At 73.4% G+C, this 16817-nt stretch carries 16 protein-coding genes; 5 read left to right on the forward strand and 11 right to left on the reverse strand.

The window, feature by feature from the left end; translation table 11 throughout:
- Positions 1 to 37: 37 nt before the first annotated feature.
- From ACFYWG_RS06110 to ACFYWG_RS06130, 5 genes are all read right to left on the reverse strand, one after another.
- The gene (locus ACFYWG_RS06110) at positions 38 to 1279 is read right to left on the reverse strand and encodes a PP2C family protein-serine/threonine phosphatase (RefSeq protein WP_385421632.1); all 1242 of its coding nucleotides are present in this window, start codon (positions 1277 to 1279) and stop codon (positions 38 to 40) included.
- A 67-nt stretch (positions 1280 to 1346) separates the two neighbouring features.
- Positions 1347 to 3806, reverse strand: a complete 2460-nt coding sequence (locus tag ACFYWG_RS06115; RefSeq protein ID WP_385421630.1) for a SpoIIE family protein phosphatase — start codon at positions 3804 to 3806, stop codon at positions 1347 to 1349.
- A gap of 179 nt (positions 3807 to 3985) precedes the next feature.
- A complete protein-coding gene (gene rocD, locus ACFYWG_RS06120) occupies positions 3986 to 5221 on the reverse strand; it encodes an ornithine--oxo-acid transaminase (RefSeq protein WP_383504414.1) in 1236 nt (411 codons plus the stop codon).
- The gene (ddaH, locus tag ACFYWG_RS06125) at positions 5218 to 6039 is read right to left on the reverse strand and encodes a dimethylargininase (protein ID WP_383504417.1); all 822 of its coding nucleotides are present in this window, start codon (positions 6037 to 6039) and stop codon (positions 5218 to 5220) included. Before ddaH ends, rocD begins: the two co-directional genes overlap by 4 nt.
- A 157-nt stretch (positions 6040 to 6196) precedes the next feature.
- Positions 6197 to 6682, reverse strand: a complete 486-nt coding sequence (locus ACFYWG_RS06130) for an Lrp/AsnC family transcriptional regulator (RefSeq protein WP_376326204.1) — start codon at positions 6680 to 6682, stop codon at positions 6197 to 6199.
- 121 nt (positions 6683 to 6803) lie between these two features.
- Here ACFYWG_RS06130 and ACFYWG_RS06135 point away from each other — a divergent pair, with 121 nt between their 5' ends.
- The 4 genes from ACFYWG_RS06135 to ACFYWG_RS06150 are packed head-to-tail and all read left to right on the forward strand — an operon-like array spanning position 6804 to position 10885.
- Complete coding sequence (locus ACFYWG_RS06135) at positions 6804 to 7553, forward strand: LytR/AlgR family response regulator transcription factor (protein WP_389199615.1); 750 nt, start codon at positions 6804 to 6806, stop codon at positions 7551 to 7553.
- 2 nt (positions 7554 to 7555) lie between these two features.
- Entirely contained in the window at positions 7556 to 7951 is a 396-nt protein-coding gene (locus tag ACFYWG_RS06140; RefSeq protein ID WP_376326407.1) for a hypothetical protein, read from the forward strand.
- A 10-nt stretch (positions 7952 to 7961) separates the two neighbouring features.
- The gene (locus ACFYWG_RS06145; protein WP_383504423.1) at positions 7962 to 9674 is read left to right on the forward strand and encodes a cation acetate symporter; all 1713 of its coding nucleotides are present in this window, start codon (positions 7962 to 7964) and stop codon (positions 9672 to 9674) included.
- Positions 9671 to 10885: a sensor histidine kinase gene (locus ACFYWG_RS06150; protein ID WP_376326210.1), complete on the forward strand. Its 1215-nt coding sequence runs from the start codon at positions 9671 to 9673 to the stop codon at positions 10883 to 10885. The genes ACFYWG_RS06145 and ACFYWG_RS06150 overlap by 4 nt, the downstream gene beginning before the upstream one ends.
- A 3-nt stretch (positions 10886 to 10888) precedes the next feature.
- On the opposite strand, the gene ACFYWG_RS06155 is transcribed toward ACFYWG_RS06150, so the two are convergent.
- The 5 genes from ACFYWG_RS06155 to ACFYWG_RS06175 form a co-directional block, all read right to left on the reverse strand.
- Positions 10889 to 11068, reverse strand: coding sequence for a hypothetical protein (locus ACFYWG_RS06155; protein WP_383504426.1), 180 nt, complete (start codon positions 11066 to 11068; stop codon positions 10889 to 10891).
- Positions 11069 to 11148: 80 nt separating this feature from the next.
- Positions 11149 to 12099: a cytochrome c oxidase assembly protein gene (locus tag ACFYWG_RS06160; protein WP_376326213.1), complete on the reverse strand. Its 951-nt coding sequence runs from the start codon at positions 12097 to 12099 to the stop codon at positions 11149 to 11151.
- Positions 12100 to 12218: 119 nt separating this feature from the next.
- Positions 12219 to 13244, reverse strand: a complete 1026-nt coding sequence (locus tag ACFYWG_RS06165; protein WP_383504430.1) for a 6-phosphofructokinase — start codon at positions 13242 to 13244, stop codon at positions 12219 to 12221.
- A gap of 202 nt (positions 13245 to 13446) precedes the next feature.
- Complete coding sequence (locus ACFYWG_RS06170) at positions 13447 to 14175, reverse strand: glutamine amidotransferase (RefSeq protein ID WP_333929899.1); 729 nt, start codon at positions 14173 to 14175, stop codon at positions 13447 to 13449.
- Positions 14176 to 14198: 23 nt separating this feature from the next.
- Positions 14199 to 15437, reverse strand: a complete 1239-nt coding sequence (locus tag ACFYWG_RS06175; protein ID WP_376326217.1) for a MurT ligase domain-containing protein — start codon at positions 15435 to 15437, stop codon at positions 14199 to 14201.
- 158 nt (positions 15438 to 15595) lie between these two features.
- On the opposite strand from ACFYWG_RS06175, the gene def reads away from it, so the two are divergent.
- The gene (def, locus tag ACFYWG_RS06180) at positions 15596 to 16135 is read left to right on the forward strand and encodes a peptide deformylase (protein WP_383504435.1); all 540 of its coding nucleotides are present in this window, start codon (positions 15596 to 15598) and stop codon (positions 16133 to 16135) included.
- Positions 16136 to 16144: 9 nt separating this feature from the next.
- Here the strand turns inward: def and ACFYWG_RS06185 are convergent, their stop codons facing one another.
- A complete protein-coding gene (locus tag ACFYWG_RS06185) occupies positions 16145 to 16789 on the reverse strand; it encodes a TetR family transcriptional regulator (protein ID WP_383504438.1) in 645 nt (214 codons plus the stop codon).
- Between the last annotated feature and the right edge of the window lie 28 nt (positions 16790 to 16817).

The raw sequence follows: 16817 nt of genomic DNA on the forward strand, positions 1-16817 counted from the left end.
TGCCGTCAGGCTCGGCTGCGGTCATGCCGGGGCGCGGTCACAGCCGCATGACGATGAGGGCGGTGTCGTCCGTGGCGCCGCCGGGCGGCAGCAGCTCCAGCAGGACGGTGTCGGCCAGCAGTTCCGGGTCGAGGCCGCGGTGGCGGCGCAGGGAGTCGGCGAGCCGCTCCAGGCCGGTGTCGATGTCCTCGCGCCGGCGTTCGACCAGCCCGTCGGTGTACAGCACGAGCGTCGCGCCCTCCGTGAACGCCGTGGCGGCCTGGGGCCGGGGGATCGGGTCGGGGCGGGCGTCGAGCGGCGTGTCCGTGGCCTGGTCGAGGAACTCCGTACGGCCGTCCGGGTGGACCAGGACCGGCGGCAGATGGCCGGCGCTGCTGTAGGTGATGGTCTGCCGGTCGAAGTCGACGAAGGTCGTCACGGCCGTCGCCGACTCGGCCCCCTCGACGACGTGCGCGTACCGCCCCAGCACGTCCAGGGCCTGCGCCGGGCCCGCGGCGACCCGGGAGGCCGCGCTCAGCGCGCTGCGCAGCTGGCCCATCACCCCTGCGGCCTCCAGCCCGTGCCCGACGACGTCGCCCACGGACACCCCGGTGCGGTGGCCGCCGACCAGGTCCACCAGGTCGTACCAGTCCCCGCACACGTTGAGCGCCCCGACGGCGGGCCGGTAGCGGACGGCGGCCCGGTGGTCGTGCCGCGTCTGGGGCCCGGCGGGCAGCATGGCGCCCTGCAGGGCCAGCGCCACCTCCCGCTCCCGCGAGTGCGCCATGCGCAGCCGCTCGTTCAGCTCCTGCAGCTCACGGGCGCGCGAGTACAGCTCGGCCTCCAGCACCCGGGCGCGGCCGTCGCGGTGGCCGTCGGAGCGGCCCCGGGCCCGGATCAGCTCCGTGACCTCCTCGACGCGGTGCACGACGAGCACCACCGACCCGTCGGGCCCCAGCACCGGCGTGTTGACCGGGCTCCAGTAGCGCTCCTCCCACCGGCCGGGGTGGCGCGGGTCCTCCACGTCGTAGCGCTGCAGGGCCATCGCGTCCCGCTCGCCGGTCGCCAGGACCCGGTACAGCGACGCCTGAAGGTTGCGCATGCCCGTCGCGCCCGGGTCGTTGGGGTTGTCGGGGAAGACGTCGAAGAGGTAGCGGCCGAGGAGCTGTTCGCGGGAGCGGCCGGAGCCCCGGACGAACTCCTCGTTGACGTCGGCGTACACGAGCTGGGGCGTCAGCAGGGCCACCATGCCGGGCAGGGACCGGAACACCGCGGAGAAGTCGATCGCCGTTTCCGTCATGGCCACCGCCTCACTGCTGCCGCAATCACCCCAGTTTCGCACGGCATGGACAGACCTCGCCCGGATGTCAGGGCGCGAGATCGGGGAGATCCGTGAGGGACTGCTCTGCCCAGATGATCTTCCCCTCGCCGACGAAGCGCGTGCCCCACCGCTGCGTGAGCTGGGAGACCAGCAGCAGCCCGCGCCCGCCCTCGTCCGTCGTCCGCGGGTGCCGCAGGTGGGGGGCGGTGGCGCCGCCGTCGAACACCTCGCACACCAGGGCGCGCTCGCGGATCAGCCGGAGCCGGATGGTGCCGGTGGCGTAGCGGATGGCGTTGGTGACCAGTTCGCTCACCACCAGCTCCGTGGTGAAGGCCAGCTCGTCCAGGCCCCACCGGGCCAGCTGCCGGGTGGCCGCGCGGCGGGCCTCGGCGACGACGGCCGGGTCCGAGGGCAGCTCCCAGTCGGCGACCTGACCGCTGCCGAGACGTTTCGTCCGGGCCATCAGCAGCGCCACGTCGTCGTGCGGGCGGGCCGGCACCAGTGCGTCCACCACGGTCCGGCAGTACGCGTCGAGCGGTCCGCCCTGCTCCAGCGCCCGGCGCAGCCGCTCCCGGCCGGCGTCGACCGCCCAGGTCTCGCCCCGGGCCAGCAACCCGTCGGTGTGCAGGGCGAGCGTGCTGCCCTCGTCCAGGGTCATCCCGACCGCCTGGAAGGGCGGGCCGCCCACCCCGAGCGAGGGCCCCTGCGGGAGCTCGACGAACACCACCGAGCCGTCGGGGCGGACCACGGCCGGCGCGGGATGCCCGGCCGCGGCCATCGTGCAGCCGCCGTCCACCGGGTCGTAGACGACGTAGAGGCACCCGGCGCCCACGCATTGCGCGCCCGCCGTGCCCGGCTCGGTGCCGTCCTCCCGCGCCGTGCGGGCCACCAGGTCGTCGAGGTGCGCCAGCACCTCCTCGGGCGGCAGGTCCAGGGCCGCCAGGGTCCGTACGGCGGTCCGCAGCTGTCCCATCGCCGCGGCGGCGTCGATGCCGTGGCCGGGCGCCTCGCCCACGACGAGCGCCACCCGGGCGCCGGACAGCGGGATCAGGTCGTACCAGTCGCCCCCGAGGCCGGTCAGCTCGTCGGCCGGCCGGTAGCAGGCGGCCGCCTCCACCGCGCCCTGCTCGGGCAGGTGGTGGGGCAGGAGACTGCGCTGCAGCACGAGCGCGGCGTCCCGCTCCCGGGTGTAGCGGCGGGCGTTGTCCACGCAGACGGCCGCCCGCGTCACGAGGTCCTCCGCCAGCCGCAGATCCCCCTCGTCGAAGGGCTCGCGGTGGTCCCGGCGGAAGAAGGTGGTGACGCCGAGCGTGATGCCGCGCGAGCGGAGCGGCACGGTGAGCACGCTGTGCAGGCCGAGCTCCCGGAACGTGGCGGGCCGGCCGCTGGGGACCTCCGTGGTCCAGTCCCTGGCGTGCGGGTCGATCCGCTCCCCGAGCCAGGAACGCCCGGTGGCCAGGCAGCGGACCGGAGGCGTCCCGGCCCGGAACTCCACCACCTCGCCGACGGCGATGACGGCCTCCACCAGGTCCTCCTGCGCGGACCGGAAGCCCGCCCGGCGCAGTGCCACCGGCTCCCCGGTGTCCGCCAGCGGCCCGGGAGCCGGTTCGGCGCCCCCGAGCACCGATTCGAGCAGGTCCACGGAGACGAAGTCGGCCAGGCCGGGCACGGCGACGTCGGCCAGCTCCTGCGCGGTGCGGTTGAGGTCGAGGGTGCGGCCGATGCTCTCCCCGGCCCGGTCGAGCAGCGCCAGGCGCTGCCGGGCGCGGTGCCGCTCGGTCATGTCGACGACCGTGTAGTACACCCCTATCGGCCGGCCCCGGTCGTCCTCGAGGCGGCTGAAGGACAGCATGTACGCCGTCTCGTGCAGCGGCGCCGACCGCACGCGGCCGATGTGCTCGTAGCCGACGACCGCCTCACCGGTCTCCAGCACGTGCCGCATCTGCGCCTCGACCGCATGGGCGTCCATGCCGGGCTGGATGTCCGCGAAGCGCAGGCCGAGCCGGCTCGCGGCAGGTCCGCCGCCGAACTGCTCCAGGGCGGTGTTCGACCACACGAAGCGCAGGTCGGTGTCGACGATCGCGATGCCGACGGGTGAGTCGGCGACCATCTGCTCCAGCACCGTGCGGCTCATGTCCCAGCCGGTCGCCCCGGCCAGCTCCGACAACAGCACCAGCCAGCGCGAGGTGCCGCGGGTCTCCTCCGCCGAGGCGATGCGCACCGCGACCCGCACCGGCCGGCCGTCCTTGCGGCGGGCCGTCAGCAGCCCGGCCCAGCCGCCGTCCCTGCGGCACCGCTCGACCAGATCCGGCACGCGCTGTGCGTCCTCGGCGGTCAGCAGGTCCGCCAGCTTCCTGCCGACCGCCTCCGCCGCCGGGTACGCCAGCAGCCGCCGGGCGTCGCCGGTCCAGCCCGTCACCACGCCCCGGGAATCGAGCAACAGGGGCGCGGCGTCGGCCACGTCGAACCGATGCCGGGCAACGCCGGACTCCTCGTGTGCGCCCACGGCCGACCTCTCTGTCGCTGAGAGTGGTCTACCACCTCTTGCCCCAATCTTCACCCTTCCGGCGCCAGGGGGCGGCCCGGGCGGGTCCGGTCGGGGCTCCGGACCACCGTCCGGCGGGCCTTCCCGGCCGGCCCGGAACCGGCCGGGGAGGGAATGGGGCCTGCCTCCCCGGCCGGGCCTCATCCCAGTGCCTTCTCCAGCGCCGCGAGGGCGTCCGTGAGCTCCTGCGCCGTGATGGTCAGCGGCGGAGCCAGGCGGATCGTCGAGCCGTGGGTGTCCTTGGCCAGGACCCCTTCCCGCATGAGGCGCTCACTGATCTCGCGGCCGGTGCCCAGCGCCGGGTCCACGTCGACGCCCGCCCACAGGCCCCGGGAGCGGAAACCGACCACGCCCTTGCCGACCAGGCCCGTCAGACCGTCGCGCAGCACCTCGCCCAGCTCGGCGGCCCGGCGCTGGAACTCGCCCGTCTCCAGCAGTTCCACCACCGCCGTGCCGACCGCGGCCGCCAGCGGGTTCCCGCCGAAGGTCGAGCCGTGCTCGCCCGGGTGCAGCACCCCGAGCACCTCCCGGCGCCCGACCACCGCCGACACCGGCACGATGCCGCCGCCCAGCGCCTTGCCCAGCAGCAGCACGTCCGGGACCACCGACTCGTGCTCGACCGCCAGCGTGCTGCCCGTGCGGCCCAGCCCGGACTGGATCTCGTCGGCGATGAACAGGCACCCCTTGCGCCGGGTCAGCTCGCGCACGCCGGCCAGATAGCCGTCGTCCGGGACGATGACGCCCGCCTCGCCCTGGATCGGCTCGATCAGCACCGCCGCCGTCGTCTCGTCGACGGCCTCCTCCATCGCCGCCAGGTCGTTGTACGGCACGACCCGGAAGCCCGGTGTGAACGGCCCGAAACCGGCCCGGGCCGTCTCGTCCGTGGAGAAGCTGACGATCGTCGTCGTGCGGCCGTGGAAGTTGTCCGCCGCCACCACGATCGTGGCCCGGCCCTCCGGGACGCCCTTGACGTCGTAGGCCCACTTGCGGGCCACCTTCACACCGCTCTCCACCGCCTCCGCGCCGGTGTTCATCGGCAGCACCATGTCCATGCCGGTGAGCGCCGCCAGCCGCTCGGCGAAGGCGGCGAGCCGGTCGTTGTGGAAGGCGCGCGAGGTGAGGGTCAGCCGGTCCAGTTGGCGGTGCGCGGCCTCGATCAGCGCCGGGTGCCGGTGCCCGAAGTTGAGGGCCGAGTAGCCGGCCAGCATGTCGAGGTAGCGCCGGCCCTCGACGTCCTCCACCCAGGTGCCCTCGGCACGGGCCACGACGACGGGCAGCGGGTGGTAGTTGTGCGCCAGGACCGGCTCCTCGGCGCGGATCAGCTCCTCCGAGCCACGGGTCCCCGGCTGGTGCTCGGCGCGGACGGGTGCGGTCATGGGCGGATCTCCCGGATCTCCTGGGTGCAGCACTTGATGCCGCCCCCGGCCTTCTGGAACTCGGACAGGTCGACGGGGACCGGCACGTACCCGCGGTCGGCGAGCTGCGCGGCCAGTCCTGTCGCCCCGGGCGAGATGAACACGTGGCGTCCGTCGGAGACGGAGTTCAGCCCGAACGCCATCGCGTCCGCACGGGTGGCGACGACCGCGTCCGGGTACATCCGGGCCAGCACCTCGCGGCTGCCCGGCGAGAACGCCTCGGGGTAGTACACGATGTTGTCGTCGTCGAGGACGAACAGCGCCGTGTCCAGGTGGTAGAAGTACGGGTCCACCAGCGTCAGGCTCACCACCGGCACACCGAAGTACTCCTGCACCTCGCTGTGGGCCTCCCGCGTCGTGCGGAAGCCCGTCCCGGCCAGGATCCACCGCCCGGCCGGCACCAGGTCGCCCTCGCCCTCGCACACCGACTCGGGGTGGTAGACCTCGTAGCCCTCCGTCTTGAACCACGCCTCGTAGGGCACGGACTCGGGACGGCGCTCCGGGGCGTGGAACAGCGAGCCGAACACACGGCCGTCGACGACGACCGCGGCGTTCGCGGCGAAGACCATGTCCGGCAGACCGGGTACGGGTTTCACGATGTCCACGGTATGGCCGTGGGCGCGGTAGGTGTCGACCAGCGCCTGCCACTGGTCCAGGGCGCGGATGACGTCGACTGGTTCGTCGGGGTGCATCCACGGGTTGATCGCGTACTGCACGGCGAAGTGTCTGGGCTCGCAGACGAGGTAGCGCCGCCGGCGCGGCACACGGGAGTCGGGCACGAAGGGGTCCCTCCGCTTCCTCACGTTCCGTAATGGGTGGTTGACCCAACGGTAGGAACTGAGGGCGGCGGTCGACAAGAAACAAAGATTGCGCGTCGACGCAGGAACGCTGCGTCTTCGGGCTGGTCAGCGCACGTCTGCTGCGCGGCCCCGCGGCCTATTCCGGTGCCGGCTGGCTGGCCCCCGCCTCCGGGCTCTCCGGCAGCAGGTGCGACAGGACCATCACGCTGATCGTCTTCCGGATGAACGGCTCCTGGCGGATGCGCTCCAGCACCTCCTCGAAGTGCTCCACGTCCCGTGCCCGCACGTGCAGCAGGGCGTCCGCACCGCCGGTGACGGTCATCGCCGCTGCGATCTCCGGGTAGTCCCGCACGACCTCCGCGAGCCGCCGCGGGGGCGCCGCCCCCTCGCAGTACACCTCGACGTAGGCCTCGGTCCGCCAGCCCAGCGCCGAGGGCTTCACCGTGGCCGAGAACCCGGTGATCACGCCCGTCTCGCGCAGCCGGTCCACCCGGCGCTTGACCGCGGTGGCCGACAGCCCGATCGCCGTGCCGATCTCGGCGAACGACGTCCTCGCGTTCGCCATCAACGCGGTGATGATCTTCCGGTCGAGTTCGTCGAACGGCGTGGACCTGCTGTTCATGCGGGCACTGTATCCACCGCCGCCCGGGCCCGCCCCCGGCCCGGCGCGCGGCCCCCGGCCGCCGCACACGTTCGCCCCGGCCCGTGTCCGCACGCCGGGATCGCCCCTACACTCCGGGTTCATGCTGCGCGCCCTGGCCGTCGACGACGAACGCCCCCCGCTGGAGGAACTGCTCTACCTGCTGCGGGCCGACCCGCGCATCGGCAGCGCGGAGGGCGCCGGCGACGCGACCGAGGCGCTGCGCCGCATCAACCGCGCCCTGGAGTCCGGCCCCGGTGGGCCCGAGGCGATCGACGTCGTCTTCCTCGACATCCAGATGCCCGGCCTGGACGGCCTCGACCTCGCCCGGCTGCTGGGCGGCTTCGCCCGGCCCCCGCTCGTCGTCTTCGTCACCGCCCACGAGGACTTCGCCGTCCGGGCCTTCGACCTCAAGGCCGTCGACTACGTCCTCAAGCCCGTGCGCAAGGAACGGCTGGCCGAGGCCGTCCGCCGGGCCGCCGAGCTGCGCGGGGCCGCCCCGCGCATCCCCGTGCACGAACCCGACCCGGACCACCTCCCCGTCGAACTCGGCGGCGTGACCCGCTTCGTCGCCGTCGACGACATCACCCACGTCGAGGCCCAGGGCGACTACGCCCGCCTGCACACCGACCGCGGCAGCCATCTGGTGCGCATCCCGCTGTCCACCCTGGAGGAGCGCTGGCGCTCCCGAGGCTTCGTCCGCATCCACCGCCGCCACCTCGTCGCCCTGCGCCACATCGGCGAACTCCGCCTCGACACCGGCACCGTCAGCGTCCTCGTCGGCTCCGAGGAGCTCCAGGTCAGCCGCCGCCACGCGCGGGAACTGCGCGACCTGCTGATGCGGAGGCCGTGACGGTGCCCCAGGACCACACCGAGCGCCGCGTCGTCGTCACCGGCCCGCCCCGCCAGAGCCCCCCGCACGCCCGGCTGCGCTCCCGCGGACGCCACCCCCAGCCCTCCGCCTACTACCGGCCGCGCACCGAGATCGACGAGCAGACCACCCTCGGCCACACCTATGTGCGCTCCCTGATGCGCAGCCAGCTGCGCGCCGCCCTCACCGTCGTCGCGGTCCTCGGCCTGCTCGTCGGCCCGCTCCCGCTGCTGTTCTCGGCCCTGCCCGGCGCCCGCCGCCTGGAATGGGCCGTCCTCGGCTTCGGCCTCTACCTGCCCCTGGTCCTGCTCGCCCGCTGGTACGTCCGCCGCGCCGAACGCAACGAACGCGACTTCGTGCGCCTCGTCGAAGACCGCTGAGCCCCGCCCGATGAACTCCGGCTACGCCGTCCCCGCCGTCGCCCTGGTCGTCGTCTCGACGGTCCTGGTCGGCGCCTTCGGCCTGCGCATCTCCCGCACCACCTCCGACTTCTACGTCGCCTCCCGCACGGTCGGCCCGCGGCTGAACGCGGCGGCGATCAGCGGCGAGTACCTGTCCGCCGCCTCCTTCCTGGGCATCGCCGGGCTCGTCCTGGTCCAGGGCCCCGACATGCTCTGGTACCCGGTCGGCTACACCGCCGGCTACCTCGTGCTGCTGCTGTTCGTCGCCGCCCCGCTGCGCCGCTCCGGGGCGTACACGCTGCCCGACTTCGCCGAGGCCCGCCTCGCCTCCCAGGCCGTGCGGCGGCTCGCCGGGGCCTTCGTGGTCGGGGTCGGCTGGCTGTACCTGCTGCCCCAGCTGCAGGGCGCGGGCCTCACCCTGACCGTCCTGACCGGGGCGCCCGACTGGCTGGGCGGCGTGACCGTCGCCGTCGTCGTCACCGCCACCGTCGCCGCGGGCGGCATGCGCAGCATCACCTTCGTCCAGGCCTTCCAGTACTGGCTCAAGCTCACCGCCCTGCTGGTCCCCGCCCTCTTCCTCGTGCTGGCCTGGCAGGGCGACGGCGCCCCGCGCGACGCCTTCGGCGAACCGGCCGCCTTCCGCGAGCAGCGCGTCGTCCGCGTCGACGACGGCGTCGACCTGAAGCTGGAGCGCCCCCTGACCGTCACGGTCACCGGCACCGTCGACGGCCGCACCCACACCGGCAGCCGCCTCGACCTGCCCGCCGGCACCCACCGCATCGAAGCCGGCACCCGCCTGGAGTTCCCCGCCGGCGCTCCCGTCCCCGAGGCCGAACGCGACGGCGGCGGCGACCTGTCCCCGTCCCAGGCCGAGAGCCGCGCCGAACGCCCCCTGTACGCCACGTACGGCCTGATCCTCGCCACGTTCCTCGGCACCATGGGCCTGCCGCACGTCGTGGTCCGCTTCTACACCAGCCCGCACGGCGTCGCCGCCCGCCGCACCACCGTCGCGGTCCTCGCCCTGATCGGCGCCTTCTACCTGCTGCCCCCGGTCTACGGTGCCCTCGGGCGCCTCTACGCCCCGGAACTCACCCTCACCGGAGACCCCGACGCGGCCGTCCTGCTGCTGCCCGACCGCATGATCGGGGGAGTGGGCGGGGACCTGCTGGGCGCGCTGGTCGCCGGGGGCGCCTTCGCCGCGTTCCTCTCCACGGCCTCGGGGCTCACCATGGCGGTCGCCGGGGTCCTCACCCAGGACGTGCTGCCCTCCCGTGGCGTGCGGCACTTCCGGCTGGGGACCGTGCTGGCCATGGCCGTGCCCCTGGCGGCGAGCGTCCTGGTCGGCGGGCTGCCGGTCGCCGACGCCGTGGGACTGGCCTTCGCGGTGTCGGCGTCCTCGTTCTGCCCGCTGCTCGTCCTCGGCATCTGGTGGCGGCGGCTGACCCCGCCCGGGGCGGCCGCCGGGATGCTGGTCGGGGGCGGCTCCGCCCTCCTCGCGGTCGCCGCGACCATGACGGGCTACCCGGGCCCGGGCGCCCTGCACGCCCTGCTCGCCTGGCCCGCACTGTGGTCGGTGCCGCTCGGCTTCCTCACCATGATCCTGGTCTCCCTGGCCACCCCCGGCCGGGTGCCGCCGGGCACGAACACGGTGCTGGCCCGCTTCCACCTGCCCGAGGAACTGCGTACCGAGGTGACGCCGTGAGCGACTTCCTGGCGGGTCTGTGCGTCGCCGTGCTGCCGGTGCTGGCCCTCGGGGTCTGGATCGGCCGGCGCACGGCACGGGGCGGCAGCCTCGCCGGACTCGGCACCCCCGTCGAGCACGCCACCTTCGAGACCCTGCACACCGCCTCCCTGGCCGCACCGCCGCTGCGGGCCGGCCTGACCGAGGAGACCGCCCGCAGGTCCGCCCGCAAGCTGCGCTCCCTGCTCGGCACGGACGCCCTGTGCCTCACCGACCGCGAACAGGTCCTCGTCTGGGACGGGGACGGCGCCCACCACCGCGGCGAGATCATGGAACGCCTCGGCGGGCCACTGGACACCGGCCGCGGTGAGGCGTTCCGGCTGACCTGCGACAACCTGGACTGCTCGGTGCGCTGGGCGGTCGTCGCCCCCCTCACGGTCGACGACCGCGTGCACGGCGCCCTGGTCGCCTGCGCGCCCCGCGAGTCGGCCGTCCTGGTCCGGGCCGCAGGCGAGGTCGCCCGCTGGGTCTCGGTGCAGCTGGAACTGGCGGACCTCGACCGCTCCCGCACCCGTCTCATCGAGGCCGAGATCAAGGCGCTGCGGGCGCAGATCTCCCCGCACTTCATCTTCAACTCGCTCGCCGTGATCGCCTCGTTCGTGCGCACCGACCCCGAGCGCGCCCGGGAGCTGCTGCTGGAGTTCGCCGACTTCACCCGCTACTCGTTCCGCCGGCACGGCGACTTCACCACCCTCGCCGACGAGCTGCACGCCATCGACCACTACCTGGCACTGGTCAGGGCGCGCTTCGGCGACCGGCTCTCCGTGACGCTGCAGATAGCGCCGGAGGTGCTGCCGGTCGCCCTGCCCTTCCTGTGCCTGCAGCCACTCGTGGAGAACGCCGTCAAGCACGGCCTGGAGGGCAAGGCCGTCCCCGCGGGCAGGTGCCACATCCGGATCACCGCCCAGGACGCGGGCGCCGAGGCACTCGTCGTCATCGAGGACGACGGCGCCGGCATGGACCCCGAACTGCTGCGCCGCATCCTCGCGCGCGAGGCCAGCCCGTCCGGCGGCATCGGCCTGTCCAACGTCGACGACCGGCTCCGCCAGGTCTACGGCGACGCCCACGGCCTGGTCATCGAGACCGCGCAGGGAGCCGGCATGAAGATCACCGTCCGGCTCCCGAAGTACCAGCCGGGCGTCCACTCGGCGGGCCGGCTGACGGGCCGGTGAGCCTCAGGTGCTGCGGGTGGTGACCACCATGCCCAGCGTGATCAGGCCCAGGACGACCCAGCCGAACCACAGCCAGCCGTTGCTCCCGAGCGCCACCGTGTAGGCCGTCACGACGACGAGACCGCCGACGGTGAGCACGCCCATGGTCTTCGTCGCATGGGAACCGTTCGTGGAACCGGGCATCGTGACACCCTCCTCGTGGTCCGGTCCCTCCATGGTGCCTGCCGGACGCCCGGCGCGCACGGGCCTTGCGCGAGCCGGTTTCAGCGCCCCTGCGCGTTCAGCGAGGCCAGGTAGGCGTTGTACGCCTCGAGTTCCTTGTCGCCGTCGCGATCCGCGGCCCGGTCCGTGCGCCGGGCCTGGCGCTGCTCGGAGGCGTACCACTGGAACAGCAGGGCGATCAGCACCAGCACCGACGGGATCTCGCTGAACGCCCAGGCGATGCCGCCCGCCGCGTTCTGGTCGGACAGGGCGTCGATGCCGAGGGAGGCGGGCGGGTTCTTGAACGACTCGACCATCGGCTCGGTCGCCATCATCAGGGCGATGCCGAAGAACGCGTGGAACGGCATGCCCGCGAACAGCTCCAGCATCCGCATCAGGTAGCCCGGCCGGTGGGGGCCCGGGTCCACGCCCATGATCGGCCAGAAGAACACCAGGCCCACCGCGAGGAAGTGCACCATCATGGCGATGTGCCCCGCCCCGGAGCCCATCAGCGTGTCGAAGAGCGGCGTGAAGTACAGCCCGTACAGGCTCGCGATGAACAGCGGGATCGTGAACGCGGGGTGGGTGACGATCCGCATGTACCGGCTGTGCAGGAACATCAGCAGCACCTCACGCGGCCCCTTGCGGCCCCGCCCCGCCGTGGGCAGCGCCCGCAGCGCCAGGGTGATCGGTGCCCCGAGCAGGATGAGGATCGGCGAGACCATGCTGATGACCATGTGCTGCACCATGTGCACGCTGAACATGACCATGCCGTAGTCGTTGAGCTGCGTGCACATCATCAGCATGATGCTCAGCACGCCCAGCGCGTAGGCCACGGTCCGGCCCACGGGCCACTTGTCCCCGCGCCGGACCAGCCGGACGACACCCCACCCGTACAGCGCGAGGCCGACGAGGCAGGCGACGAGGAAGAACGGGTCCGCCGACCACTCCAGCCCTCGCCCCAGCGTGAACGGCGGCAGATCCATGGTCGTGCCGTGCCCGCTGTGATCCATTGCGCCGGCTCCTGTTTCGTGGGGGTGTGCAACAAGTTGTCCGCCCCAAGAGTAGAACCGCCCCCGGTCACGACTGCGACCGGGGGCGGTTCGGTGTCCTGGGGCGGATCAGCCCGTGCTCAGAGCACGCACTCCGCCTCTTCGTACCGGTCGTCGGGCACGGTCTTCAGCGTCTCCACGGCCTCCGCGAGCGGCACCATCACGATGTCGGTCCCGCGCAGCGCGGTCATGTGCCCGAACTCCCCCCGGTGCACGGCCTCCACCGCGTGCCAGCCGAACCGCGTCGCGAGCACCCGGTCGTACGCCGTCGGCGTCCCGCCGCGCTGCACGTGACCAAGGATCACCGGCCGGGCCTCCTTGCCCAGCCGGTCCTCCAGCTCGACGGACAGCTGCCGGGCGATGCCGGCGAAGCGCTCGTGCCCGTAGATGTCCGTGCCGCCCTCGTCGAAGTCCATCGTTCCGGGCCGCGGCTTGGCGCCCTCGGCCGCCACGACGATCGCGAAGCGCTTGCCCGCCGCGAACCGCTCGCCGACGCGCCGGGTCAGCTCCTCCATGTCGAAGGGCCGCTCGGGGACGACGATGGCGTGCGCGCCGGCCGCCATGCCGGAGTGCAGCGCGATCCAGCCGGTGTGCCGGCCCATGACCTCCACGACCAGGACCCGCTGGTGGGACTCGGCGGTGGTCTTCAGCCGGTCGAGCGCCTCGGTCGCCACGCCCACGGCCGTGTCGAAGCCGAAGGTGACGTCCGTCACGGCGATGTCGTTGTCGATGGTCTTCGGCACGCCCACGACGGGCAGCCCGCTGTCCGACATCAGCCGGGCGGCCTTCAGCGTGCCCTCACCGCCGATGGGGATGATCGCGTCGAGACCCAGCTCCTCGACGTGGCCCTTGGCCCGCTCCACGCCGTCCCGCAGGTGGGAGGGCTGGACCCGCGACGAGCCGAGGATCGTGCCGCCGCGGGCGAGGATGCCGCCCACCGCGTCCAGGTCGAGCTTGAGGTAGTCGCACTCCAGGAGGCCCTTCCAGCCGTCCCGGAAGCCGATGACCTCGTCGCCGTGGTCGACGACGGCGCGGTGCACGACGGACCGGATGACGGCGTTCAGGCCGGGGCAGTCGCCGCCGGACGTGAGGACACCAATGCGCATAGCCCGAATACCTTCTCAACGTGGGCCGGGGACCGGACCACGTCGTCCGGCGGGAATCCCCGCCACCCTAGCGGCATCCGGGGCCCGGACCGAAGCACGCGTCCGCCTGCTGGACGACCCCGCTCACCTGTGCGGATGGGCCGTCATACGGGCTGTCGACCCGCAGGTTGACGCGTGCCTCGGACGAGCTGCGGCGTTGCGCTCAGGCGGGCTGCTGAGCGGCCGCGATGCGCTCGTTGCGCAGGGCCTCGTACCAGCGGTCGTCGGTCGGCGGCAGCGCGTTGACGTCGAGGGCCAGCTTCAGCAGCAGGTCCGCGATCAGCGGGTTGCGCGCCAGGACCGGGCCGTGCATGTACGTGCCGAAGACGGTGTCGTTGAACGCGCCCTCGGTGCCGTCGCCCGTGCCGTTGCCGTTGCCGAACCGCACCCGGGCCAGGGGGCGGGCGGTGGGGCCGAGGTGGGTGACGCCCTGGTGGTTCTCGAACCCGGTCAGCGGCGGCAGCCCGAGGCGCTCGTCGACGTCGCCCAGCACGTCACCGACGCACCGCGCGCCCTCGCCGCGCACCGACACCACGTCCAGCAGCCCGAGGCCGGGCTCGCGCTGGCCGAGGTCGTTGATGAACTCGTGGCCGAGGATCTGGTAGCCGGCGCACACCGAGAAGACGATGGCGCCGTTCTCCACGGCCCGGGTCAGTCCGCCGTCGCGGCGCAGCCGCTCGGCCGCGAGCCGCTGCGGCCGGTCCTCGCCGCCGCCGATCAGGTAGATGTCGCCGGAGGTCGGGATCGGCTGGTCGCTGCGCACGTCCAGCCGGGCCACGTCCAGGCCGCGCTGCCGGGCCCGGCGCTCCACGACGAGGACGTTGCCCTGGTCGCCGTAGGTGCTGAGCAGGTCGGGATAGATCCAGACGACCCGCAGTTGGTTGTCGCTCACAAAAGTCCCCTGACGTCTCGTGCTCAGTTGCCGACGCGGCGGCGCAGGTCCTGGAACGCCGTGTAGTTGGCGATGACCTCGATCCGGCCCGGCGGGCAGGCGGCCACGGCCTGGTCGAGGTTGTCGTAGACCTGGAAGTTCTGGTCGGCGACCTCCAGGCGCACCGCCAGGTCCAGCCGCCGGTCGCCGATCACGCAGATCGGGTGGCCGGTCAGGCGCGTGTAGTCGACGTCCCACAGCCAGGAGGTGTCGGTGCCGTCGGCGCCGCGCGCGTTCACGGACAGGATGACCGGGGTGGGCGGCGGGTCGATCAGGGAGAACGTCTCCAGCCAGCCGGCCGGGTTCTTGGCGAGCAGGAGCCGCAGGTCACGGCCCTGGAACTGGACGACGTCGTACCGTCCGGCGACCGCCTGCACCTGGTACATGCGCTCCAGCGCGACCTGCGGCGGCACGCCGAACACGGCGGCGACCGCGGCCGAGGAGGCGGCGTTGGCCTTGTTGGCGCGGCCGGGCAGCTGCAGGTGGATCGGCCAGGCCGAGCCGTGCGGGTCGAGGACGTGGTCGCCGGAGAGCGCCCAGCTCGGCGTCGGGCGCCGGAAGCCGCACTCGCCGCAGAACCAGTCGTCGCCCGGGCGCTGCATCACACCGCCGCAGGACGGGCAGGACCAGGCGTCGTCCTTCCACATCTGCCCCGCCGCGACCCAGACCACGTTGGGGGAGGAGGAGGCGGCCCACACGACGAGCGGGTCGTCGCAGTTGGCCACGACCACGGCCTTGGAGCCCGCGAGCCCTTCGCGCCAGTTCTCGGCGAGCATGCGCGTCTCGGCGGCCCGGTCGAGCTGGTCGCGCGAGAGGTTGAGCAGCGCGATGCACTTGGGCGCGGTGTCCCGGGCGACTCCGGCGAGGTACTTCTCGTCGACCTCGATCACGCCGTACCGGGCGTCGGAGCCGCCGGCGAGCGCCGAGGTGATGCCGGCCGGCATGTTGGCGCCCAGGGCGTTCGACACGACGGGTCCCGCCGCGCGCAGGGCCTCGGCGATGAGCCGGGTGGTGGTGGTCTTGCCGTTGGTCGCCGAGACGAGCGTCACGTCCAGGTTCTGCGCGAGCCGGGCCAGCAGGTCGGGGTCGAGCTTGAGCGCCACCCGGCCGCCGATCACCGATCCGCTGCCGCGTCCCGCGGCGCGGGACGCCGCCGCGACCGCCTTGCCCGCGGTCACGGCCAGCTTGGCCCGCGGCGAGAGCGGGTCCGAGTTGCCTGCCATCAGTTCTCGATCCTCCTTGCGTACGCGCCGCGCCCTGAAGCCTGACGGCCACGTGGTGTGGACCTCAGCCTATCGAGATCCATTCGCACTCCCGCACCGCGGCACTGCGGCGAACTCGTGCGCAAGGCGCGGACCGACAGGACCTTACTCTTGCCGCCATGCGACACAGCCCCATCCCCGGCGCCCGCGGCCGCGTGAGACCCCTCACGCTGCACGGCGATCCCGTCCTGCACACGCCCTGCCAGGAGGTCACCGACTTCGGCCCCGAACTGGCACGCCTCGTGGAGGACTTGTTCGCCACGATGTACGCCGCGCGGGGCGTCGGGCTCGCCGCCAACCAGGTCGGCGAGCCGCTGCGGGTCTTCGTCTACGACTGCCCGGACGACGAGGACGTCCGTCACCTGGGGCACGTCGTGAACCCGCGCCTGGTCCGGGCGGACGGGGTGGTGATCCGCGGTCCGGAGGGCTGCCTGTCCCTGCCGGGCCTGGAAGCGGGCACGGAACGCCACGACCACGCCGTGGTCGAGGGCTTCACCCTGGCCGGCGAGCCCGTCACGGTCCACGGCACGGGCTTCTTCGCCCGCTGCCTGCAGCACGAGTGCGACCACCTGGACGGCCGGATCTACGCCGACCGCCTCAGCGGCCGGCGCCGCCGCAGGCTGATGCGGCAGGTGGCGCGGGCGCCCTGGAACGCCTGAGCGCCGCGGTCAGAACCCCGGGCCGCCGAGCCGGTCGCCCACGGTCGCCAGGCGCCCCCACAGCAGGTCCGCCAGACTGCGCACCAACTCGGTACGGGAGCAGGGCCGTTCACCCAGCCACCAGTCCCCGGCCGCGTGCATCATGCCGACGATCCCGTGGCCCCAGACCCGCGCGAGCTGCTGGCCGCCCGGCCCGAGGTCCAGCCGCTCCTCGATGACCTGGGCCAGCTCCTCGCCCATCCGCCGCAGCAGCGGCGCGCTGTGCTTGCCGACGTCGAACCCGGGGTCCCCGGGCTGGCCGCCTTCGGCGGGGTGCATCAGGAAGCGGTACACCTGGGGCCGTGCCTCGATCGCGGCGAGATAGGTGTCCAGGGTCGCCTCGACGCGCTGTCGCCGGTCCGCCGGGGCGTCCAGCGCCGCCCGCAGGGAGTCCAGCAGGGCGTCGGTGTGCCGTTTGGCAAGGGCGGCGTAAAGTCCGCCCTTGTCGCCGAAGTGGCGGTAGAGGATCGGCTTGGTGATCCCGGCCTCCGCCGCGATCGCGTTCATCGAGGCCTGGGGGCCGTCGCGCAGCACCACTCGGTCGGCGGCCTCGAGCAGCTCGCGCCGCCGGCGGTCGGCGGACCGCTGCTGATCGGTCCGCTGTGTGGTGTCCATGTGCTCTCCCCACCCGTGGTGTTTCGAT

Origin of the sequence: Streptomyces sp. NPDC003456 (genome assembly GCF_042878735.1) — a bacterium.
Taxonomy (GTDB): Bacteria; Actinomycetota; Actinomycetes; order Streptomycetales; family Streptomycetaceae; genus Streptomyces.